The sequence below is a fragment of the Micromonospora sp. NPDC023966 genome, from assembly GCF_040639095.1.
GTDB lineage: Bacteria > Actinomycetota > Actinomycetes > Mycobacteriales > Micromonosporaceae > Micromonospora.
Window position 1 is genome coordinate 587,503 of the sequence record NZ_JBEZZJ010000001.1, and the last position, 20,606, is coordinate 608,108.

Genomic DNA, 20,606 nt, shown 5'->3' on the forward strand with positions numbered 1-20,606 from the left:
TCCCGAGGTAGGGACACCGCCACATCGGCGAGCTGGGTCCTGGGTCAGGTCGCCGGGCGGAGCAGCGCCTCGGTGATCTTTTCGCAGTTCTTCATGCCGTAGTCGTAACCCATGCCGATCGGGTAGCGGACCATCACACCCATCGTCCAGGTGTCGCCGATCGCCAGGCAGTTGATGTGCATCTCCTGCTCCCTGGTCCGGTCGATCCAGCCGTTCTTGATGGCGATGGTCTTCTGCACGTTGGCCGGGAACGCCTTGCGGATGCCGAAGTCACCGGCGCCGCGGACCAGCCGCATCTCGTTCAGCAACCACTTGGTCCACTTCGGGCCGGCCGCGCGGCCGTCGTCGATGCAGAGCCCGAGCCGGGCGGTGTCCCGGGGGGACAGCGCGGTCCGGCTCCAGCCGCCGTCGCTGGCGACCTTGCTGTCGGTCAGGTCGCACATCTGGATCAGCCGCTTGATCGAGGCGGATCGGCCGACGCTGTTGTAGAACTGCTCGGCCCGGGTGTTGTCGCTGTCCCGGATGATCTGCGTGGCGTCGTCCAGCTTCGAGTCGCTCGGCGTCTGCCCGGCGTCGGCCGTGCGGCGCAGGTAGTCGGCGACGATCCAGGACTTGATCATCGAGGCGGTGGTGCTGGTCTCGGCCATGTTCTTCGAGCCGATGATCTTGCCGGTCCGCTTGTCCAGCACGCTCCAGGCGTACCAGCCCTTGATGTTCAGGTCGTCGAGGTCCGTCGCCTCGAACGGCAGCGGCGTCAGCGAGGGCGACGGGGACGGCTCGGGCCGCGCGTCGCGGTTGGTGGGCGTGCCCGTGGAGCGGCCGGCGGCGGTGTCGACCGGGTGCGAGCCGGCCGTCGGGCGCAGCGGCGAGCCGGGCACGAATCGGAGTGAGACGAGCACCAGGCCGACCAGGATCACGGCGACGGCGCTGTAGAGCAGCGGGCTTCGGTCGCTGCCCGGCCGGCGGCGGTTGCCCGCCATCAGAGCTTCCCGACCGGCTGCTGCGGCACCTTCAGGGCGGCGCCCGGCTGCGGGGTGACCAGCTGGGTGGCCACGCTGGCGCAGACCTTCGCGCCGTACGAGGGGATCTTCGTGTTACCGGCGCCGGGATAACGCATCATCACGGCCAGCGTCCAGTCGTCGGTCACCGCGAGGCAGTTGACGTGCCACTGGCCGTCGGCCCAGAGCATGGTGAAGCCGTTCTTGATGCTGACCGGCCCCTGGGACTTGATCGAGGCGGGCAGCCCGTCGACGATGCCCCAGTGGCCGCCCTGGACGGCCTCGGACTTCTGGTCGTTGACGCTGCCCCGCACGTTGGCCATCTCGTTGAGCACCCACTTCGTCCACTTCGGCCCGGCGGCGGTGCCGTCGCCGATGCAGTCGCCCATGCGCACCGCGTCGCGGGGTGACATCTGGGTGTACGCCCACTTGGCCCGGGTGGGTTCAATCCTGGTGTCGGTCAGTTTGCACATCTTGATCAGCCGGTCCAGCACCGCCTTGCGTCCGCCGGCGTTGTAGAGCGCCTCGGCCGAGATGTCGTTGCTGTCCCGGATGGCGGTGACGGCCTGCTTCTTCCGCGCCGCGCTGAGCGGCTTGCCGTCGAGTTCGCGCAGGTAGTCGGAGACGATCCACGCTTTGATCATCGACTCGGTCGAGTTGGTCGACTTCATGTTCGGCGCGCCGCTGATCTTCCCGGTCTTCCGGTCCATGAGCGCCCAGGAGAAGAACTTGCCCTGGAAGTTCACCGTGACCGGGCCGGCGGCCAGCGTGGGCTCGGGGGGTGCGGTGGGTGCGGGCGCGGGGACCTGCGCCACACCGCCGCCGATGCCGCCGAGACCGCCGGCGCCGTCGCCGCCGGAGAGCTTGGCGTACGCGGCGGGGACCAGCATGCCGCCGCCGAGGAGGACCGCCACGATGGCGAGCACCATGGTCACGCGAGGTCGCATGAGTGGGTGAACTCCAGATTGTCTGGCCGGGGGGACCGGCGCTTTCCGAATGTGTTTCGGCCTGATCGCCGAGGCCGGGGGAGATGGCCTGGAGCGGGTGGCGATCGTCGGCAGCCGATCGGTGTGCCGGGCGAAGTCTACTTCCGGACAGGGCATATGCCAGATCCCGACGCCCGGCAACTCGCCGTGAAGGCGGGATATTAGGCCGATATGCAGAGGTTGGGGGGATTCATCTTTGTCGGGTGGCCGAGGTCACATGGTTGGCGCAGTCCGGGCCTTGTTACTGGAAGCGGTCGCGCGGTGACAGAAGGTGGGTTCGGAAACCTGTTACACCCTCTGGTGTCATCGGGCGCGAGCTGTAACACTGGCCTCATGTATGGCAACGACTTCGCCCCGCCCGAGGACGGCCCGGGCGGCGGCCTGCTCGGCGAGGTGGAGGCGGCGGAGGCGGCCCTGCGCGAGGCGGCGGCACGCGCCCGGCGCGGCGGACCGGCGCCCGACGAGGACCTCTCGGCGTACTTCGCGGACGTGATCGACGCCGACCAGAAGATCGAGCCGCGGGACTGGATGCCGGAGGCCTACCGGAAGACGCTGATCCGGCAGATCGCCCAGCACGCGCACTCCGAGATCATCGGCATGCAGCCGGAGGGGAACTGGATCAGCCGGGCCCCCTCGCTCAAGCGCAAGGCGATCCTGCTGGCCAAGGTGCAGGACGAGGCCGGCCACGGCCTCTACCTCTACGCCGCGGCGGAGACGCTCGGGGTCAGCCGCGACGAGCTGGTCGAGCTGCTGATCGAGGGCCGGCAGAAGTACAGCTCGATCTTCAACTACCCGACCCTGACCTGGGCGGACGTGGGCGCGATCGGCTGGCTGGTGGACGGCGCGGCGATCGTCAACCAGGTGCCGCTCTGCCGCTGCTCCTACGGTCCGTACGCCCGCGCCATGATCCGGGTCTGCAAGGAGGAGTCCTTCCACCAGCGCCAGGGGTACGAGATCCTGCACACGCTGGCCCACGGCACCCCGGAGCAGAAGGCCATGGCCCAGGACGCCGTGGACCGCTGGTGGTACCCGTCACTGGCCATGTTCGGGCCGCCGGACGGAGACTCGACGCACAGCGCGCAGTCGATGGCCTGGAAGATCAAGCGCTTCTCCAACGACGAGCTGCGCCAGCGCTTCGTCGACATGTGCGTGCAGCAGGCGGAGATCCTCGGTCTCACCATCCCCGACCCGGACCTGCGCTGGAACGAGCAGCGGCAGGCCTACGACTACACCCAGCCCGACTACGACGAGCTGATGCGGGTGATCAAGGGCGAAGGGCCGTGCAACCGGCAGCGGATGGAGCACCGGCGCCGGGCGCACGCCGAGGGCGCCTGGGTGCGGGAGGCCGCCGCGGCGTACGCGGCGAAGCGGAACAGCAGGGAGAAGGTGGCAGCGTGAGCGAGCAGTCCCCGCTCTGGGAGGTCTTCGTGCGGGCGCGGCGCGGTTTGTCGCACACCCACGTCGGCAGCCTGCACGCCCCCGACGCCGAGCTGGCCCTGCGCAACGCCCGGGACCTCTACACCCGGCGCCAGGAGGGCGTGTCGATCTGGGTGGTGCCGGCGAGCGCGATCACCGCGTCCAGCCCGGACGAGAAGGACGCCTTCTTCGACCCGGCCGCCGACAAGGTCTACCGCCACCCCACCTTCTACGAGGTGCCGGACGGGGTGGCCCACCTGTGACCGGCCTGTTCGACTTCACCCTCGCCCTCGGCGACGACGCGCTGATCGCCGCGCAGCGGCTCGGCGAGTGGACCTCCCGTGCGCCGGAGATGGAGGAGGACGTCGCGCTGGCCAACATCGCCCTCGACCAGCTCGGCGCGGCCCGCCTGCTGCTCACGTACGCGGGCGAGCTGGAGGGCGCCGGCCGGGACGAGGACGCGCTGGCCTACCTGCGCGGCGACCGGGAGTTCCGCAACTGCCTCCTGGTCGAGCTGCCCAACGGCGACTTCGGCGTGACCATGGCGAAGCTGTTCCTGCTGGCCGCCTACCAGCTCCCGCTCTACACCGCGCTGAGCGGGTGCGCCGACGAGCGGCTGGCCGCGATCGGGGCGAAGGCGCGCAAGGAGTCCGCGTACCACCTGGACCACGCCTCGCTCTGGGTGAAGCGGCTCGGCGACGGCACGGACGAGTCGCACCGGCGCATGCAGGACGCGGTCGACCAGGTGTGGCCGTACACCCATGAGCTGTTCACCGCGGACCCGGCGGCGCCGGTCGACCCGGCCGCCCTGCGGGCCGACTTCGACGCCGTCGTGTCGGCGGTGCTCGACGAGGCGACGCTGACCCGGCCGGCCGACGGCTGGGCCCCGGGCGGTGGCCGGGCCGGCGTCCACACCGAGCACCTCTCCTACCTGCTGGCCGAGATGCAGGTGTTGCACCGCGCCCATCCCGGAGCGAAGTGGTAATGGACCCCAGGGCGGCCGTGGCGGCGGTGGTGGACCCGGAGATCCGGGTGGTCACCATCGACGAGCTGGGCATCCTGCGGGCCGTCGACGAGGACCCGGCCACCGGCCGGGTCGTCGTCACCATCACCCCCACCTACACCGGCTGCCCGGCGATGGACGTGATCCGGGCGGACATCCGCCGCGCGCTCGCCGCCGCCGGCCACCCGGACGCCGAGGTCCACACGGTGTACGCGCCGGCGTGGAGCACCGACTGGATCTCGGAGCGCGGCCGGGCCAAGCTGGCCGCCGCCGGCATCGCCCCACCCGCGCCCGCCGCGCGGGGCGGCGTCGTCCCGCTGACCCTGGCCGTCCGCTGCCCGCGCTGCGGCTCCCCGGAGACCGAGCAGGTCAGCCGGTTCGGCTCCACCGCGTGCAAGGCCCTGTGGCGCTGCCGCGCCTGCTCCGAACCCTTCGACCACCTGAAGGCGCTGTGACTGTCACGATCACCCGACCGGTCCGTCGCCGGCCGATCTTCCACCCGCTGAATGTCGCCGCCGTCGACCGGCTCACCGACGACGCCGTGGCGATCACCTTCGCCGTACCGGAGGAGCTGCGGGAGACGTTCGCGTTCTCCGCCGGGCAGCACCTCACGGTCCGGCGGGTCGGGACGGACGGCGCGGAGGTGCGACGGTCGTACTCGATCTGCTCCACCCCCGACGAGCTGGCCCGGCACGGCCGGCTGCGGGTCGGCGTGCGGGAGGTCCCCGGCGGCGCCTTCTCCGCGTACGCCTGCGGGGCGCTGCGCGGCGGCGACACCGTCGAGGTGCTGCCCCCGCTCGGACACTTCACCTCCGCCTTCGCCCCCGACCGGGTCCGCCGCTACGGCGCGGTGGTCGCCGGCTCCGGCATCACCCCGGTGCTCTCGCTGGTCGCGACCGCGCTGGCCGTCGAGCCGGCCAGCACCTTCACCCTGGTGTACGGCAATCGCACCGCGAACACCGTGATGTTCGCCGAGGAGCTGGCCGACCTGAAGGACCGGTGGCCGACCCGGCTGCACCTGGTGCACGTGCTCTCCCGGGAGATGGGCGAGTCGGCGCTGCTCTCCGGGCGGATCGACGCCGACCGGCTGGCCCGGCTGCTCGACACCGTCGTCCCCGGCGAGGCGATCGAGGAGTGGTTCCTCTGCGGCCCGTACGGGATGGTGGTGGACGCCAAGGCGGTGCTGGCCGGCCGGAGCGTGCCCGAGCCGGCTGTGCACACCGAGCTGTTCCACGTCGACGCCCCGCCGGAGCCGGTCCGCCGCCCGACCGACCAGCCCGGCGCCGGGGCCGAGGTGACGATCGTGCTGGACGGGCGCTCGTCGAGCTTCACGATGGGCCGCGACGAGCGGGTGCTGGACGCCGCGCTCAAGGTCCGCGGCGAGCTGCCGTACGCCTGCAAGGGCGGGGTCTGCTCGACCTGCCGGGCCAAGGTGGTCTCCGGCGAGGTGACCATGGCCCGCAACTACGCCCTGGAGCCGGACGAGGTGGCCGCCGGCTACGTGCTCACCTGCCAGTCCAGCCCGGTCAGCGACAAGCTCACGGTCGACTACGACGCCTGACCGGCCCGCTGCGTGCCGCTCGCTGCCTGGAGCGCGACCGGCACGCAGTGGACCGGGTGGCCGTCAGCGATTCGCGCCGAGGCAGAGCAGGAGCTTCTGCGAGTCCCGCTGTTCCGTGTAGGCCGCGACCGCGCCGGAGAACCGACCGCACTGCGCGTCGTCGGTGGTGTCCTCGACCTTGCCGACGATGACGTAGGTGGCCGCCGGGTCGCCGCAGTCCACGACGTTGACGTCCGGGTCCGAGTCCGTGCCGGTGGCGCTGACGCAGGCGCCGACGTCGGCGTAGGACGGGTCACTGGAGATCGACCAGCCGATCACGGAGGCGATCGCCACGGGGATGAGGAGACCGAACGCCGCCGCCCGCCGGAACACCGGCTTGCCCGGCGTCGCGGGGGTGCCGGGAGCGCCCGGCACCGGCTCGGCGAGACGGCTGAGCCGCACGCGGGTGACGAGGTTCCCGATCAGGACCGCCGGGGTGATGATCATGGAGAGGAAGCCCCACCAGCCCTGCCAGAGGGTCCTGGCGCTCATCTCCCGGCAGACGGCGATGCCGCACGACCTGCAGTACGGACCGTGCTGGGTGAGGAGCCGCATGAAGATGAGGAAGCCCTGATGCCCGTGCAGCGTCGCCTTGATCGCGGGGATCGAGCCGCAGCAGCGGCAGGTGAGGACGGTGCCGGGCCAGGCCGCCGGCTGCGGCGCGGGCGGGACCTGCGGTGGGTGTGCGAAGGGTGCGGTCACGACTTGTCCTTGATCGAAGTCTGGAAGAACACCGCACGATAGGCCAGCATCAGCGCATTTCGCTGTCCCACTGATCGCCCGCTCAACGACCGCGCCGGAGCGCCGGCCGGCCCGGGGATGAACCGAGCCGAGGCATCACATCGCGGAGCACCCCTCACGGCCTCGGCGTCACACCGGCGTACCCTCGGGGACGTGACGGTGAGCCGGGAGATCGACGACATCCTGCAGCGCGGCGCGGACGGCGGGCGGATCACGCCCGAGGAGGCCCTGCTGCTCTACACCGAGGCGCCCTTCCACGCGCTGGGCGAGGCGGCGGACGCGGTGCGCCGGCGGCGCTACCCGGACAACATCGTCACGTACCTGATCGACCGCAACATCAACTACACGAACGTCTGCGTGACGGCGTGCAAGTTCTGCGCCTTCTACCGCGCCCCCAAGCACAAGGAGGGCTGGACCCACCCGACCGAGGAGATCCTGCGCCGCTGCGGCGAGGCGGTCGAGCTGGGCGCCACCCAGGTCATGCTCCAGGGCGGCCACCACCCGGACTACGGCGTGGAGTACTACGAGGAGCTGTTCTCCGCGGTCAAGCAGGCGTATCCGCAGCTCGCCATCCACTCGATCGGCCCGAGCGAGATCCTGCACATGGCCAAGGTCTCCGGGGTGAGCCTGGACGAGGCGATCGCCCGGATCAAGGCCGCCGGGCTGGACTCGATCGCCGGCGCCGGCGCCGAGATGCTGCCGGACCGGCCCCGCCAGGCGATCGCGCCGCTCAAGGAGTCGGGCGCGCGCTGGCTGGAGGTCATGGAGCTGGCGCACCGGCAGGGCCTGGAGTCGACCGCGACGATGATGATGGGCACCGGCGAGACCCACGCCGAGCGGATCGAGCACCTGCGGATGATCCGCGACGTGCAGGACCGCACCGGCGGCTTCCGCGCGTTCATCCCGTGGACGTACCAGCCGGAGAACAACCACCTGAAGGGCCGCACCCAGGCGACCGCGCTGGAATACCTGCGGCTGATCGCGGTGGCCCGGCTCTTCTTCGAGACGGTGCCGCACCTGCAGGCGTCCTGGCTGACCACCGGCAAGGACGTCGGTCAGCTCGCCCTGCACATGGGGGTGGACGACCTCGGCTCGATCATGCTGGAGGAGAACGTCATCTCCTCGGCCGGCGCCCGGCACCGCTCGAACCTGCACGAGCTGATCTCGATGATCCGCACCGCCGACCGGATCCCGGCCCAGCGGGACACGCTCTACAACCGGCTCGCGGTGCACCGGACCCCGGCCGACGACCCGAGCGACGACCGGGTGGTCTCGCACTTCTCCTCGATCGCCCTGCCGGGCGGCGGGGCCGGGAAGCCGCTCCCGCTGGTCGAGGTCAACTGACCCCGTTTCCCCCGATCGAGGGGTCCACCGGCCGGTGAGATAACAGGACGGCGGCGACCAGCGCGACCTTGACCCGCGCGGCCACGCCGGCGGCTAGTCTGTCGACGTCCGCCTGGCGGTCGTCCTCCACCGGCCCGCGAGGGCCGTTCACATAACGCACAGCAGCAGGGGCGGGATGGGTCCACCATCCCGCCCCTGCTGTCTGCGTTCCCTTGCGGACAGAGGAATTCATCGACGAGGTTCTGGCGCGTCCCGACGTCGCTCCGGCGGCGGACTGCCGGTGACCGGTGTGCAGGTCGGGCTGATCGCCGGGGACGGCGCGGCCATCCTGCTGGCCGGCGGGGCGCTGCTGGTGCTCTCCCGCCGCCGGAAGGTGGTTCTCGTCACGCCGACCGACGAGCGGACCGAGGACTGACCGACCTGGACAGTGCCGGGGCGGGGTGGGTGACCTACCCCGCCCTTCGCGTACCCGGAAGGAGTCGGGCGCGGGTCGGCTGGCAGAGTGGAGGGGTGAGCCGTACCCCGCAGGGCCAGCGCGCCAGCCTGGACAAGCAGCCGCACGAGGTCGCCGCGATGTTCGACGGCGTGGCCGCCCGCTACGACCTGACCAACACCGTGCTCTCCTTCGGGCAGGACCGGTTCTGGCGGCGGGCCACCCGGGAGGCGCTCGGGCTGCGCCCCGGCGAGCGGGTTCTGGACGTGGGCGCCGGCACCGGCGTCTCGACCGAGGAACTGGCCCACTCCGGGGCGTACGCGGTGGGCGCCGACCTGTCGCTCGGCATGCTGCACGCCGGCAAGCGCACCCGGCCGGGGGTGCCGCTGCTGGCCGGTGACGCGCTGCGGCTGCCGTTCGCCGACGCCAGCTTCGACGCGGTGACCATCTCCTTCGCGCTGCGCAACGTCAACGACACCGACGCGGCGCTGCGCGAGCTGGCCCGGGTCACCCGGCCGGGCGGCCGGCTGGTGGTCTGCGAGTTCAGCACCCCGGTCAACCCGGCGTTCCGCACGGTCTACCTGTCGTACCTGATGCGGTCCCTGCCGGCGGTGGCCCGCGCGGTGTCGAGCAACCCCGACGCCTACGTCTACCTGGCGGAGTCGATCCGGGCCTGGCCGGACCAGGCGGCGCTGGCCGCGCGGGTCGGCGCGGCCGGCTGGGGCCGGGTGGGCTGGCGCAACCTGACCGGCGGGGTCGTGGCGCTGCACCGCGCGATCCGGAACTGAGGCCGAGCCGGTATAAACCGGCCTTTTCGTGAATATCCGTTTCAGGTCTACTTTGTCCCGTAGGCTCGCCCCCATGACGGCACGAGACCAGACGGCCACCGACGACGACGCCGCCGAGCTCATCGCGCAGCTCCGGGAACTGGCCGGCGCGGATCCCGCGGATGTCCGTCAGGTGGTCGCCGAGGTGCTGGCCGCGCTCGACCGCGCGGCCGGCGGGGCGCTGCGCGAGCACCTGCCCGAGGCGATCCGGCTCGACGCCGGCCTGGGACCGGCCACCCCGGCGCGCTCCTGACCGACTCTCACCGGCCCGCTTGCGCGAGTTAGGCCCCCCTCAGCGCATACAGGTGTAACGCCGGTCATAGACTCCAACCGGATCGGCTTGTGAAGCATTTCACGAGCATGCGGGAGGAGGCGCGGATGACCGCGGTGGAGAACGACGCCGACGTCATCGTCGTGGGCGCCGGTCCCGGCGGATCGGCGACTGCGTACCACCTGGCGCGGCACGGCGTGCGCGTGCTGCTGCTGGAGAAGACCGAGTTTCCCCGGGAGAAGGTCTGCGGCGACGGGCTCACCCCCCGGGCCGTGCGGCAGCTGATCCGGATGGGCGTGGACACCTCGCCCGAGGCCGGCTGGCTGCACAACAAGGGCCTCCGGGTGATCGGCGGCGGGGTACGCCTGGAACTGGACTGGCCCGACCTGGCCAGCTTCCCCAACTACGGCCTGGTCCGCACCCGGCTCGACTTCGACGACCTGCTCGCCCAGCGGGCCGTGGCCGCCGGCGCGAAGCTGCGGACCAGCGTCAACGTGCTGGGTCCGGTGCTCGACGCCGACGACCGGGTGATCGGCGTGCAGGCCGAGGTGGGCCCGGACAAGGAGCCGGCCAGCTTCCACGCGCCGCTGGTGGTCGCCGCGGACGGCGTCTCCGGCCGCTTCCCGCTCGCCCTCGGGCTGGCCAAGCGCGAGGACCGGCCGATCGGCGTGGCCGTCCGCCGCTACTACCGCTCGCCCGCCAAGCACGACGACGACTACCTGGAGTCCTGGCTGGAGCTGCGGGCCAAGGGCAACGACGCGCTGCTGCCCGGCTACGGCTGGATCTTCGGTCTCGGCGACGGCCGGGTGAACGTCGGCCTGGGCGTGCTCAACTCCTCCTCGGCGTTCGGCAAGACGAACTACCGGCGGCTGCTCACCGACTGGCTGGCCAACACCCCCGAGGACTGGGGGATGACCGACGAGGCCAACGCGGAGGGGCCGATCCTCGGCGCCGCGCTGCCGATGGGCTTCAACCGGGTCCCGCACTACACCCGCGGGGTCCTGCTGGTGGGCGACTCCGGTGGCATGGTCAACCCGTTCAACGGCGAGGGCATCGCGTACGCGATGGAGTCCGGCGAGCTGGCCGCCGAGGTGGCGGTGCAGGCGCTCGCCCGGCCGGCCGGCGCGGAGCGGGAGCGGGCGCTGCTGGCGTACCCGCAGGAGCTGAAGGCCCGTTTCGGGGGCTACTACCGGCTCGGCGGGATCTTCGTGAAGCTCATCGGACGGCCCGAGGTGATGCGGATGGCCACCAAGCACGGCATGCCGCACCCGATGCTGATGCGCTTCGTGCTCAAGCTGCTGGCCAACCTCACCGACCCCCGGGGCGGGGACGCCATGGACCGGGTCATCAACGCGATGACGAGGGTGGCACCCGCCGTGTAGACCACCGTCCACCGGGGCGCCATCGCCCCGGGGCCGACAAGGATCGACCCCCGCCGACGAGGTCGTGAGGGACGTGAATAGTGTGATTTTCGCTAACCACCGAGGTCAGGGAAGGACGAGCAGGAGACAACGATGACGCTCTCTCCTTACGCACCGATCATCGGGCTGTTCGCCCTCGCCGCGGGGTTCGCGCTGTTCTCCGTGGCCGCCGCCCGATTCGCCGGCCCCCGGCGTCTTAACAAGGCCAAGCTCGAGGCGTACGAGTGCGGCATCGAACCGAGCCCGCAGCCGGTCGGCGGCGGCCGGTTCCCGGTCAAGTTCTACCTGACGGCGATGCTCTTCATCGTCTTCGACATCGAGATCATCTTCCTCTACCCCTGGGCGGTCTCCTTCGACGCCCTGCCGATCTTCGGCTTCGTGGAGATGGTCCTGTTCATCGTCGCGGTCTTCGTCGCCTACGCCTACGTCTGGCGGCGCGGCGGCCTGGACTGGGACTGAGGGAGGTACGTCAGATGGGCATCGAGGAGAAGCTCCCGGCCGGCGTCCTGCTCACCTCCGTGGAGAAGCTGGTCAACTGGTCGCGGAAGTCGTCCGTCTGGGGCGCCACCTTCGGCCTGGCCTGCTGTGCCATCGAGATGATGGCCGCCGGTGGTCCGCACTACGACATGGGCCGCTGGGGCATGGAGGTCTTCCGGGCCTCGCCGCGGCAGGCGGACCTGATGATCGTGGCCGGCCGGGTGAGCCAGAAGATGGCCCCGGTGCTGCGCCAGATCTACGACCAGATGGCCGAGCCCCGCTGGGTCATCTCGATGGGCGTCTGCGCCAGCAGCGGCGGCATGTTCAACAACTACGCCATCGTGCAGGGCGTCGACCACATCGTGCCGGTCGACATGTACCTCCCGGGCTGCCCGCCCCGGCCCGAGATGCTCATCGACGCGGTGCTCAAGCTCCGCGAGAAGATCATGTACGAGCCGCTGGGCCCGAACGGCCGCAAGATGCTGGAGGCCCGCAAGGAACGCGGTGACGTGCCCGTCGTGCCCTACGGCTCGATGCCGTCGTCCTACCGCAACGACAAGGCCCGGCGCGCCGAGTGGACGAAGGCGGTCCGCGAGGGGCGCGAGGAGCAGCTGCGGATCGAGAACTGGATGAAGGCGCAGAACCACCTCCAGTCGCAGGGGGGCCCTAAGTGAGCGCGAGGAGTGCAGCGGAGCGGAGCCCCGCAGTCGCGAACGGAGGGCAGGCGCAGTGACGGCACCGAACGACAAGAACAACGACGGCGGCGTGCCGGTCCCGACCACCCCGGCCGGCGCCAGCAGCACCGCCCCGGCGGAGTACCCGCCGGCCAGCCCGGCCGGGCGCGGCATGTTCGGCAACCAGGGCACCGGCGACGTCTCCGGCTACGGCGGCCTGGTCCGCCAGCGCAAGCCGATCGAGGAGGCCGCCCGGCCGTACGGGGGCTACTTCGACGAGGTCCGCGACGCGCTGGAGGAGGCGTACCCCCAGTTCGGCGACGCGATCGAGAAGGTCGTGGTCGACCGGGGCGAGCTGACCCTGCACGTCCGCCCGGAGCGGATCGCCGAGGTCTGCCAGGTGATGCGCGACGACCTGGCGCTCCGCTTCGAGCTCTGCTCGTCGGTGTCCGGGGTGGACTACCTGGGCGCGGAGGGTCGCCGGCTGCACGTGGTCTACCAGCTCACCTCGATGACCTACCGGCGCCGGGTCCGGCTGGAGGCCGCGGTCTCCGCCGAGGACCCGCACCTGCCGAGCGTCACCGCCGTCTACCCGACCGCCGACTGGCAGGAGCGGGAGACGTACGACATGTTCGGCATCGTCTTCGACGGCCACCCCAACCTGACCCGGATCCTCATGCCGGACGACTGGGAGGGGCACCCGCAGCGCAAGGACTACCCGCTCGGCGGCATCCCCGTCGAGTACAAGGGTGCGGAAATCCCGCCGCCGGACCGTAGGAGGTCCTACCAGTGACCACGTCGAACTACGCGACCGAGCGCGAGACGACCGAGGGCAAGGTCTTCACCGTCACCGGTGGGGACTGGGACCAGGTCGTCTCCGGCACGGACCCGATCAACGACGAGCGGATCGTCGTCAACATGGGTCCGCAGCACCCGTCCACGCACGGCGTGCTCCGGCTGATCCTGGAGCTGGAGGGCGAGACGGTCCGCGAGGCCCGCTCGGTCATCGGCTACCTGCACACCGGCATCGAGAAGAACCTCGAATACCGCAACTGGGTCCAGGGCTCGACCTTCGTGACCCGGATGGACTACCTCTCCCCGCTGTTCAACGAGACGGCGTACGCGCTCGCGGTGGAGAAGCTGCTCGGCATCACCGACGAGGTGACCGAGCGGGCCACCACCATCCGGGTGCTGATGATGGAGCTCAACCGGATCTCGTCGCACCTGGTCTGGCTGGCCACCACCGGCATGGAGCTGGGCGCGATCAACATGATGTTGTACGGCTTCCGCGAGCGGGAGTACATCCTCGACATCTTCGAGACCATCACCGGCCTGCGCATGAACCACGCGTACGTGCGGCCGGGCGGCGTCGCGCAGGACGTGCCGGACGACGCGATCGTCAAGATCCGCGACTTCCTCAAGCTGATGCCGAAGAAGCTCAAGGAGTACGAGGACCTCCTCTCCGGCCAGCCGATCTGGATCGAGCGGACGAAGAACGTGGCGGTCCTCGACGTGACCGCCTGCCTCGCGCTCGGCGTGACCGGTCCGGTGCTGCGCTCCGCCGGCCTCGCCTGGGACCTGCGCAAGACCATGCCGTACTGCGGCTACGAGACGTACGAGTTCGACGTGCCGACGCACACCGACGGCGATGTCTGGGGCCGCTACCTGGTCCGGCTGGCCGAAATCCGGGAGTCGCTGAAGCTGGTCGAGCAGGCCCTCGACCGGCTCAAGCCGGGCCCGGTGATGGTGGCCGACCGCAAGATCGCCTGGCCGGCGCAGCTCGCCATCGGCGTCGACGGCATGGGCAACTCGCTGGAGCACGTCGCCAAGATCATGGGTCAGTCGATGGAGTCGCTGATCCACCACTTCAAGCTCGTCACCGAGGGCTTCCGGGTCCCGCCGGGCCAGGTGTACGTCGCCGTCGAGTCGCCCCGCGGCGAACTGGGCGTGCACGCGGTCTCCGACGGCGGCACCCGGCCCTACCGGGTGCACTACCGGGAGCCGAGCTTCGTCAACCTCCAGGCCCTCCCGGCGATGGCCGAGGGTGGCCTGATCGCCGACGTGATCGCCGGTGGCGCCTCGCTGGACCCCGTGATGGGTGGTTGTGACCGATGACCGTTTTCACTGAAGAGACCCGGGAGCGGGCGCGGGAGATCATCGCCCGGTACCCGGCGGACCGGTCCCGCTCGGCGCTGCTGCCGCTGCTTCACCTGGTCCAGTCCGAGGAGGGGTACGTCTCCCCGGCCGGGGTCGAGTTCTGCGCCGAGGTGCTCGGCCTGAACAAGGCCCAGGTCGGCGCGGTCGCCACCTTCTACACCATGTACAAGCGCAAGCCGACCGGCGACTACCTGGTCAGCGTCTGCACCAACACGATGTGCAACGTGCTCGGCGGGCAGGAGGTCTACGACACCCTCGCCGAGCACCTGGGCGTCGGGCACGACGAGACCACCGTGGACGGGAAGATCACCCTGGAGCACGCCGAGTGCCTGGCGGCGTGCGACTACGGCCCGGTCATGACGGTCAACTACGACTTCTTCGACAACGTCGACCCGCAGGGCGCGCTCGGCGTGGTGGAGGAGCTGCGGGCCGGCGGCCGGCCGATGCCGACCCGGGGCGCCCGCCTCTGCACCCTCAAGGAGATGGCCGTCCAGCTCGCCGGCTTCGCCGACGAGCGGGACGGCGCGGTGGCCGACGGCGGGCCCGGCGAGCCGACCCTGCGCGGCCTGCGCCTGGCCGAGCAGCACGGCATCTCGGTGCCGGGCTTCGACCCGAACACCCCGATCCGCAGCAAGGCCGAGGCCGACAAGGCCGCCGCCGAGGCGAAGGCGAAGGCGGAGGCCGCCAAGCCGGCCCCGGCCGAGGCCGCCGCCGCTCCGGTCAAGGGTGGCGACGGAGCGTCCGCCCCGACCAGGGCGGCCGGCGTCGCCGAGCCGGCGAAGCCGGAGGCAGCCGCCGGCAGCACCGCGCCGGACGTCAAGGCGCCGGACGACAAGTCGCCGCAGGTGCGTACCGCCGAGACCCGGCAGCCGGACGCGGGCACCGCCGTGCCGGACGCCCCCGGCACCAAGGTCCCGACGGACACCGCGGCGCCGGCGCCCCGCGACGCCCAGGCGGCCGAGGCCGCCGGCGCGGCGGCCAACCCGCCGGCCGGCGACGGCAAGCCCGCCGGCGACGAGGCCGGGGCGCAGCAGCGCAACCTCAACGAAGCGTCGTCGGGCCGCAATGGCACGACCCCGGCGGACGCGAGCGGAACGGGGGTCCAGAAGTGACCGCTCCTCGGCCGGAGACGCTGGCCAAGCTGACGCCGGTGCTCACCAAGCGCTGGCTGTCGCCGGACGCCTGGCGGATCGGCACCTACGAGAAGCTGGACGGCTACGCCGCCCTGCGCAAGGCGCTCAAGGCGCACCCGGACGACCTGATCCAGCTGATCAAGGACTCCGGGCTGCGCGGCCGCGGCGGCGCGGGCTTCCCGACCGGCCTCAAGTGGGGGTTCATCCCGCAGGGCGACGGCAAGCCGCACTACCTCGTGGTGAACGCGGACGAGGGCGAGCCGGGCACCTGCAAGGACCTGCCGCTGATGACCCACGACCCGCACTCGCTGGTCGAGGGCGTCATCATCGCCTCGTACGCGATCCGGGCCAACCGGGCGTACATCTACATCCGCGGTGAGGCCGTGCATGCCGCCCGCCGGCTGCGCAACGCCGTGCGGGAGGCGTACGCCAAGGGCTACCTCGGCCGGAACATCCAGGGCACCGGCTTCGACCTGGACCTGGTGGTGCACTCCGGCGCCGGGGCGTACATCTGCGGTGAGGAGACCGCGCTGCTGGACTCGCTGGAGGGCTTCCGGGGCCAGCCCCGGCTGCGCCCGCCGTTCCCGGCGACCCACGGCCTGTACGCCAGCCCGACCGTAGTGAACAACGTCGGCACCATCGCCAGCGTGCCGTACATCGTGCTGGGCGGCGCCGACTGGTGGAAGACCATGGGGACGGAGAAGTCGTCCGGCCCGATGATCTACTCGCTCTCCGGGCGGATCGCCAACCCGGGCCAGTTCGAGTGCTCGATGGGGATCACGCTGCGCGAGCTGATCGAGCTGGCCGGCGGCATGCAGCCCGGGCACAACCTGAAGTTCTGGACCCCGGGCGGCTCGTCGACGCCGCTGCTCACCGCCGAGCACCTGGACGTGCCGCTGGACTTCGAGGGGGTGGCGGCGGCCGGCTCGATCCTGGGCACCACGGCCACGCAGATCTTCTCCGACCAGGACTGCCCGGTGTACGCGACCTACCGGTGGCTGGAGTTCTACCACCACGAGTCGTGCGGCAAGTGCACCCCGTGCCGCGAGGGCAACTACTGGATGGTCCGGGTCTACCGGCGGATCCTCTCCGGTCAGGGCACCCACGAGGACCTGGACACCCTGCTCGACACCTGCGACAACATCCTCGGCCGCTCGTTCTGCGGCCTGGGTGACGGTGCGACCAGCCCGGTGACCTCGTCGCTGAAGTACTTCAAGCAGGACTACCTCGACTACATCGAGGGACGTACCGCGCCGAAGCTCTCCGAGAAGCAGCTGGTGGGAGCCCACTGATGACCGACGTAGCAAAGCAGACCGAGACCGTCACCCTGACCATCGACGGCGTCCAGGTCACCGCCCCCAAGGGGGCGCTGCTGATCCGGGTCGCCGAGCAGTTGGGCACCGAGATCCCGCGGTTCTGCGACCACCCGCTGCTGGCCCCGGCCGGCGCCTGCCGGCAGTGCCTGGTGGAGGTGGAGGGCCAGCGCAAGCCGGTCGCCTCCTGCACCCAGACGGTGGCCGACGGCATGGTGGTGCGGACCCAGCTCACCTCCCCGGTCGCCAAGAAGGCCCAGGAGGGGGTGATGGAGCTGCTGCTCCTCAACCACCCCCTGGACTGCCCGATGTGCGACAAGGGCGGCGAGTGCCCGCTGCAGAACCAGGCCATGTCCACCGGCCGTACGGACTCCCGGTTCCACGAGCACAAGCGGGAGTACCCCAAGCCGCTGCCGATCAGCACCCAGGTGCTGCTCGACCGCGAGCGCTGCGTGCTCTGCCAGCGCTGCACCCGGTTCTCCGAGGAGATCGCCGGCGACAAGTTCATCGACCTGATGGGCCGGTCGTCCGCCGAGGAGATCAACATCTACCGGGACGACGCGTACGGCGAGGAGGGCGACGCCGGGGACGTCCCGTTCAACTCCTACTTCTCCGGGAACACCGTGCAGATCTGCCCGGTGGGCGCGCTGACCGGCGCGCAGTACCGGTTCCGGGCCCGCCCGTTCGACCTGGTCTCCACCCCGAGCGCCTGCGAGCACTGCGCGGCCGGCTGCGCCCAGCGCACCGACTGGCGCCGCGGCAAGGTGCTGCGCCGGCTGGCCGGCGACGACCCGGCGGTGAACGAGGAGTGGAACTGCGACAAGGGTCGCTGGGGCTTCCAGTACACCCGCGCGTTCGACCGGCTCACCACCCCGCTCGTGCGGGACGGCAAGACCGGTGAGCTGCGCGAGGCGTCGTGGAGCGAGGCGCTGACCCGGGCCGCCGAAGGGCTGCGCGCCGCCCGGGACGGCGGGCACGGCACGGCGGTGCTGACCGGCGGCCGGCTCACCGTCGAGGACGCCTACGCGTACGCGAAGTTCGCCCGGGTCGCGCTGCACACCAACGACATCGACTTCCGGGCCCGCCCGGTCTCCCGCGAGGAGGCCGACTTCCTGGCCAGCAGCGTCGCCGGGGTCACCGACGTGACCTACGCGGACGTGGAGAACGCGCCCGCCGTGGTGCTGGTCGGCCTGGAGCCGGAGGAGGAGTGCCCCATCCTCTTCCTGCGGCTGCGCAAGGCGTACCTGAAGAAGAAGCTCACCGTTTACGCGCTCGCGCCGTTCGCGACCAGTGGCCTGGAGAAGCTCGGGGCCAAGCTGGCCCGGGTGGTGCCGGGCGAGGAGGCCAGCGTGCTGGCCGAGCACACCACGGTGGCCGAGGCGCTGAGCCAGCCGGGCGCCATCCTGATCGTCGGCGAGCGGCTGGGCGCGGTGCCCGGCGGCCTCTCCGCCGCGGCGGACGTGGCCCGGCGTACCGGGGCCAAGCTGGCCTGGGTGCCGCGGCGCGCGGGTGACCGCGGCGCGGTCGACGCGGGCTGCCTGCCCAACCTGCTCCCCGGTGGCCGCGTGGTCACCGAGCCGGCCGCCCGCGCCGAGCTGGGCGAGGCGTGGGACATCCCGGCCGGGGTGATCCCGAGCCAGGCCGGCCGGGACACCGACGGGATCCTAACCGCCGCGGCGAACGGTCAGGTCGGCGCCCTCGTGGTGGCCGGCGTCGACCCGGCCGACCTGGCCGACCCGCGCCTGGCCGAGCAGGCCCTGGACGCGGTGCCGTTCCTGGTCAGCCTGGAGCTGCGGATGAGCGCGGTGGCCCGCCGGGCCGACGTGGTCCTCCCGGTCGCCCCGGTGGTCGAGAAGGCCGGCAGCTTCCTGGACTGGGAGGGCCGGCTGCGCACCTTCGAGAAGGTGCTGGAGACCGCGGCGATGACCGACGGCCGGGCGCTCGACGCGATCGCCGCGCAGCTCGACGTGCGGCTGGGCACCGGCGACGTGCAGAGCGTCCGCCGGGAGCTGGGCGCGCTGCCGCCGACCCGGGTGGACCGGCCGTCCGCCCCGTCGGTCGAGCCGGCCACCGTGCCGCAGCCCGGCGCCGGGGAGGCCGTGCTGGCGACCTGGCACCAGCTCATCGACCTGGGCAGCCTCACCGACGGCGACGAGCACCTCGCCGGCACCGCCCGCCCGCCGGTGGTCCGGCTGGGCAAGGGCACCGCCGAGGCGCTCGGTGTCGCGGACGGCGACCCGGTGACCGTCGGCACCGACCGCGGCGCGGTCACCCTGCCGGCGGCGATCACCGAGATGCCGGACGGCGTCGTCTGGCTGCCGACCAACTCACCCGGCTCGACCGTCCGGCGCAGCCTCGGCGCGACGTCCGGCGAGGTCGTGCAGGTCTCGGCCGCGGCGGTCGCCGCGGACGCGGCCGGCCGTCCGGGTCCGCTCCTCAACACCGGGAGTGCCCAGTGAACACCGTCATCCTCGCGGCGCAGGACCCCACACTCGCCGACTTCGGCAAGGACCCGTGGTGGCTGGTCCTCGGGAAGATCGTCTTCGCGTTCGTCTTCGGCCTGCTGGCCACGCTGCTCGGCGTCTGGTTCGAGCGCCGGGTGGTCGGCCGCATGGCGGTGCGGCCCGGCCCGAACCAGGTCGGCCCGTTCGGCCTGCTGCAGACCCTCGCGGACGGCCTGAAGATGGCGTTCAAGGAGGACATCCTCCCGCGCACCGCCGACAAGGTGGTCTTCTTCTTCGCGCCGACCATCTCAGTGATCTCCGCGGTCACCGCGCTGTCGGTGGTGCCGTTCGGCCCGAAGGTGAGCATCTTCGGCCACTGGACGCCGCTGCAGGTCACCGACGTGTCGGTGGCGGTGCTGGTGATCCTCGCCTGCTCCTCGATGGGCATCTACGGCATCGTGCTCGGCGGCTGGGCCTCCGGATCGACGTACCCGCTGCTCGGCGGTCTCCGGTCCAGCGCTCAGATGATCTCCTACGAGGTCGCCATGGGGCTGAGCATCGTGGCGGTGTTCATGACCGCCGGCACGATGTCGACCAGCGGGATCGTCGCCGCACAGGGCGACGCCACCCAGCTCACCATCGCCGGCCAGCAGATCCCGGCCCCCGGCTGGTACGCGATCCTGCTGCTGCCCAGCTTCGTCATCTTCTTCATCGCCACGGTCGGTGAGACCAACCGGGCGCCGTTCGACCTGCCCGAGGCGGAGTCGGAGCTGGTCGCGGGCTTCATGACCGAGTACAGCTCGCTCAAGTTCGCGCTCTTCATGCTCTCCGAGTACGTCTCGATGGTGACCATGTCCGCGGTCACCACCACGCTCTTCCTCGGCGGCTGGCGGGCCCCCTGGCCGATCACCCTCTGGTCGGGCGCCAACTCGGGTTGGTGGCCGATGCTCTGGTTCTTCGGCAAGGTCATCCTCCTGGTCTTCGTCTTCGTCTGGCTGCGGGGCACCCTGCCTCGGCTCCGCTACGACCAGTTCATGCGCTTCGGCTGGAAGGTCCTGCTGCCGATCAACCTGGTCTGGATCCTGGTGCTGAGCGGGCTCCGCTCGATCGAGGACTGGCAGACCAAGGACCGGCTGCTCGCCACCGGCATCGCCGCGGGCCTCCTGCTGCTGGCCACGCTCTTCTGGCCGACCCGGAAGAAGGCACCGAGGGCACCGCTCCAGGAGCAGGTGAACAGCCGTCCGCACGGCAGCTTCCCGCTGCCGCCGATGGATCTTCAGGTTCCGCCGAGCCCGCGCACCAAGCGCGTGGTCGCCGAGCGGGAGCCGGCCAACGTCGTCGCCGGCTCCGAGTCAGGGGAGGTGTGAC

General features: G+C 71.4%; 20 protein-coding genes and 1 pseudogene. 18 read left to right on the plus strand and 3 right to left on the minus strand.

Translation table 11 applies throughout. The features are described from left to right. Positions 1–44: 44 nt before the first annotated feature. Together AB0F68_RS02860 and AB0F68_RS02865 are read right to left on the minus strand one after the other, a co-directional pair. Positions 45–980, minus strand: coding sequence for a hypothetical protein (locus AB0F68_RS02860; protein ID WP_357332472.1), 936 nt, complete (start codon positions 978–980; stop codon positions 45–47). Continuing rightward, positions 980–1,945, minus strand: coding sequence for a hypothetical protein (locus tag AB0F68_RS02865; protein WP_357332474.1), 966 nt, complete (start codon positions 1,943–1,945; stop codon positions 980–982). The genes AB0F68_RS02860 and AB0F68_RS02865 overlap by 1 nt, the downstream gene beginning before the upstream one ends. 372 nt (positions 1,946–2,317) lie before the next feature. Between AB0F68_RS02865 and paaA the strand changes: the two genes are divergently transcribed. From paaA to paaE, 5 genes are read left to right on the plus strand one after another with little or no spacing between them, the layout of a single operon-like run. Further along, complete coding sequence (gene paaA / locus AB0F68_RS02870; RefSeq protein ID WP_357332476.1) at positions 2,318–3,382, plus strand: 1,2-phenylacetyl-CoA epoxidase subunit PaaA; 1,065 nt, start codon at positions 2,318–2,320, stop codon at positions 3,380–3,382. Beyond that, entirely contained in the window at positions 3,379–3,663 is a 285-nt protein-coding gene (gene paaB, locus AB0F68_RS02875) for a 1,2-phenylacetyl-CoA epoxidase subunit PaaB (RefSeq protein ID WP_357332478.1), read from the plus strand. Before paaA ends, paaB begins: the two co-directional genes overlap by 4 nt. Next, positions 3,660–4,385: a 1,2-phenylacetyl-CoA epoxidase subunit PaaC gene (gene paaC / locus AB0F68_RS02880; RefSeq protein WP_357332480.1), complete on the plus strand. Its 726-nt coding sequence runs from the start codon at positions 3,660–3,662 to the stop codon at positions 4,383–4,385. The genes paaB and paaC overlap by 4 nt, the downstream gene beginning before the upstream one ends. After that, complete coding sequence (paaD, locus tag AB0F68_RS02885; protein WP_357332482.1) at positions 4,385–4,858, plus strand: 1,2-phenylacetyl-CoA epoxidase subunit PaaD; 474 nt, start codon at positions 4,385–4,387, stop codon at positions 4,856–4,858. Before paaC ends, paaD begins: the two co-directional genes overlap by 1 nt. Next, positions 4,855–5,964, plus strand: a complete 1,110-nt coding sequence (gene paaE, locus AB0F68_RS02890; protein ID WP_357332484.1) for a 1,2-phenylacetyl-CoA epoxidase subunit PaaE — start codon at positions 4,855–4,857, stop codon at positions 5,962–5,964. Before paaD ends, paaE begins: the two co-directional genes overlap by 4 nt. A gap of 63 nt (positions 5,965–6,027) precedes the next feature. Here paaE and AB0F68_RS02895 read toward each other — a convergent pair whose 3' ends face one another. Continuing rightward, on the minus strand, positions 6,028–6,705 hold the full coding sequence (locus AB0F68_RS02895; RefSeq protein ID WP_357332486.1) for a hypothetical protein: 678 nt from the start codon (positions 6,703–6,705) through the stop codon (positions 6,028–6,030). Positions 6,706–6,897: 192 nt separating this feature from the next. Between AB0F68_RS02895 and mqnC the strand changes: the two genes are divergently transcribed. The 13 genes and pseudogenes from mqnC (at position 6,898) to nuoH (ending at position 20,605) form a co-directional block, all read left to right on the plus strand. Beyond that, positions 6,898–8,088 carry a cyclic dehypoxanthinyl futalosine synthase gene (mqnC, locus tag AB0F68_RS02900; protein WP_357332488.1) on the plus strand — a complete coding sequence of 397 codons (1,191 nt, stop codon included), beginning with the start codon at positions 6,898–6,900 and terminating at the stop codon, positions 8,086–8,088. A 265-nt stretch (positions 8,089–8,353) separates the two neighbouring features. Further along, positions 8,354–8,503 (plus strand): annotated as a pseudogene (locus AB0F68_RS02905) (cell wall anchor protein); the annotation flags it as partial. A 95-nt stretch (positions 8,504–8,598) separates the two neighbouring features. Then, positions 8,599–9,309 (plus strand): demethylmenaquinone methyltransferase, encoded by a 711-nt coding sequence (locus tag AB0F68_RS02910; protein ID WP_357332490.1) that lies wholly within the window; start codon positions 8,599–8,601, stop codon positions 9,307–9,309. 73 nt (positions 9,310–9,382) lie between these two features. Beyond that, positions 9,383–9,601, plus strand: a complete 219-nt coding sequence (locus tag AB0F68_RS02915) for a hypothetical protein (protein ID WP_357332492.1) — start codon at positions 9,383–9,385, stop codon at positions 9,599–9,601. 125 nt (positions 9,602–9,726) lie between these two features. After that, positions 9,727–11,001, plus strand: coding sequence for a geranylgeranyl reductase family protein (locus AB0F68_RS02920; RefSeq protein WP_357332494.1), 1,275 nt, complete (start codon positions 9,727–9,729; stop codon positions 10,999–11,001). Positions 11,002–11,133: 132 nt separating this feature from the next. After that, a complete protein-coding gene (locus tag AB0F68_RS02925) occupies positions 11,134–11,499 on the plus strand; it encodes an NADH-quinone oxidoreductase subunit A (RefSeq protein ID WP_355638086.1) in 366 nt (121 codons plus the stop codon). A 14-nt stretch (positions 11,500–11,513) separates the two neighbouring features. After that, positions 11,514–12,191 carry an NADH-quinone oxidoreductase subunit B family protein gene (locus AB0F68_RS02930; RefSeq protein WP_357332497.1) on the plus strand — a complete coding sequence of 226 codons (678 nt, stop codon included), beginning with the start codon at positions 11,514–11,516 and terminating at the stop codon, positions 12,189–12,191. 55 nt (positions 12,192–12,246) lie between these two features. Further along, on the plus strand, positions 12,247–12,984 hold the full coding sequence (locus tag AB0F68_RS02935; protein ID WP_357332499.1) for an NADH-quinone oxidoreductase subunit C: 738 nt from the start codon (positions 12,247–12,249) through the stop codon (positions 12,982–12,984). Continuing rightward, complete coding sequence (locus AB0F68_RS02940) at positions 12,981–14,306, plus strand: NADH-quinone oxidoreductase subunit D (protein ID WP_091261235.1); 1,326 nt, start codon at positions 12,981–12,983, stop codon at positions 14,304–14,306. The genes AB0F68_RS02935 and AB0F68_RS02940 overlap by 4 nt, the downstream gene beginning before the upstream one ends. Beyond that, positions 14,303–15,460: an NADH-quinone oxidoreductase subunit NuoE gene (nuoE, locus tag AB0F68_RS02945; protein ID WP_357332501.1), complete on the plus strand. Its 1,158-nt coding sequence runs from the start codon at positions 14,303–14,305 to the stop codon at positions 15,458–15,460. The genes AB0F68_RS02940 and nuoE overlap by 4 nt, the downstream gene beginning before the upstream one ends. Further along, positions 15,457–16,773: an NADH-quinone oxidoreductase subunit NuoF gene (nuoF, locus tag AB0F68_RS02950; RefSeq protein ID WP_357332503.1), complete on the plus strand. Its 1,317-nt coding sequence runs from the start codon at positions 15,457–15,459 to the stop codon at positions 16,771–16,773. The genes nuoE and nuoF overlap by 4 nt, the downstream gene beginning before the upstream one ends. Then, positions 16,773–19,253 (plus strand): NADH-quinone oxidoreductase subunit G, encoded by a 2,481-nt coding sequence (locus tag AB0F68_RS02955; RefSeq protein ID WP_357332505.1) that lies wholly within the window; start codon positions 16,773–16,775, stop codon positions 19,251–19,253. The genes nuoF and AB0F68_RS02955 overlap by 1 nt, the downstream gene beginning before the upstream one ends. Next, positions 19,250–20,605, plus strand: coding sequence for an NADH-quinone oxidoreductase subunit NuoH (gene nuoH / locus AB0F68_RS02960; protein ID WP_357332507.1), 1,356 nt, complete (start codon positions 19,250–19,252; stop codon positions 20,603–20,605). The genes AB0F68_RS02955 and nuoH overlap by 4 nt, the downstream gene beginning before the upstream one ends. Position 20,606: the final 1 nt, after the last annotated feature.

Coding starts and splice junctions, on each gene's coding strand:
- AB0F68_RS02865 (WP_357332474.1), bottom strand. CDS start 1,945: ATGCGACCTCGCGTGACCATGGTGCTCGCCATCGTGGCGGTCCTCCTC.
- nuoE (WP_357332501.1), top strand. CDS start 14,303: ATGACCGTTTTCACTGAAGAGACCCGGGAGCGGGCGCGGGAGATCATC.
- AB0F68_RS02930 (WP_357332497.1), top strand. CDS start 11,514: ATGGGCATCGAGGAGAAGCTCCCGGCCGGCGTCCTGCTCACCTCCGTG.
- paaD (WP_357332482.1), top strand. CDS start 4,385: ATGGACCCCAGGGCGGCCGTGGCGGCGGTGGTGGACCCGGAGATCCGG.
- AB0F68_RS02955 (WP_357332505.1), top strand. CDS start 16,773: ATGACCGACGTAGCAAAGCAGACCGAGACCGTCACCCTGACCATCGAC.
- AB0F68_RS02860 (WP_357332472.1), bottom strand. CDS start 980: ATGGCGGGCAACCGCCGCCGGCCGGGCAGCGACCGAAGCCCGCTGCTC.
- AB0F68_RS02920 (WP_357332494.1), top strand. CDS start 9,727: ATGACCGCGGTGGAGAACGACGCCGACGTCATCGTCGTGGGCGCCGGT.
- paaA (WP_357332476.1), top strand. CDS start 2,318: ATGTATGGCAACGACTTCGCCCCGCCCGAGGACGGCCCGGGCGGCGGC.
- AB0F68_RS02925 (WP_355638086.1), top strand. CDS start 11,134: ATGACGCTCTCTCCTTACGCACCGATCATCGGGCTGTTCGCCCTCGCC.
- AB0F68_RS02915 (WP_357332492.1), top strand. CDS start 9,383: ATGACGGCACGAGACCAGACGGCCACCGACGACGACGCCGCCGAGCTC.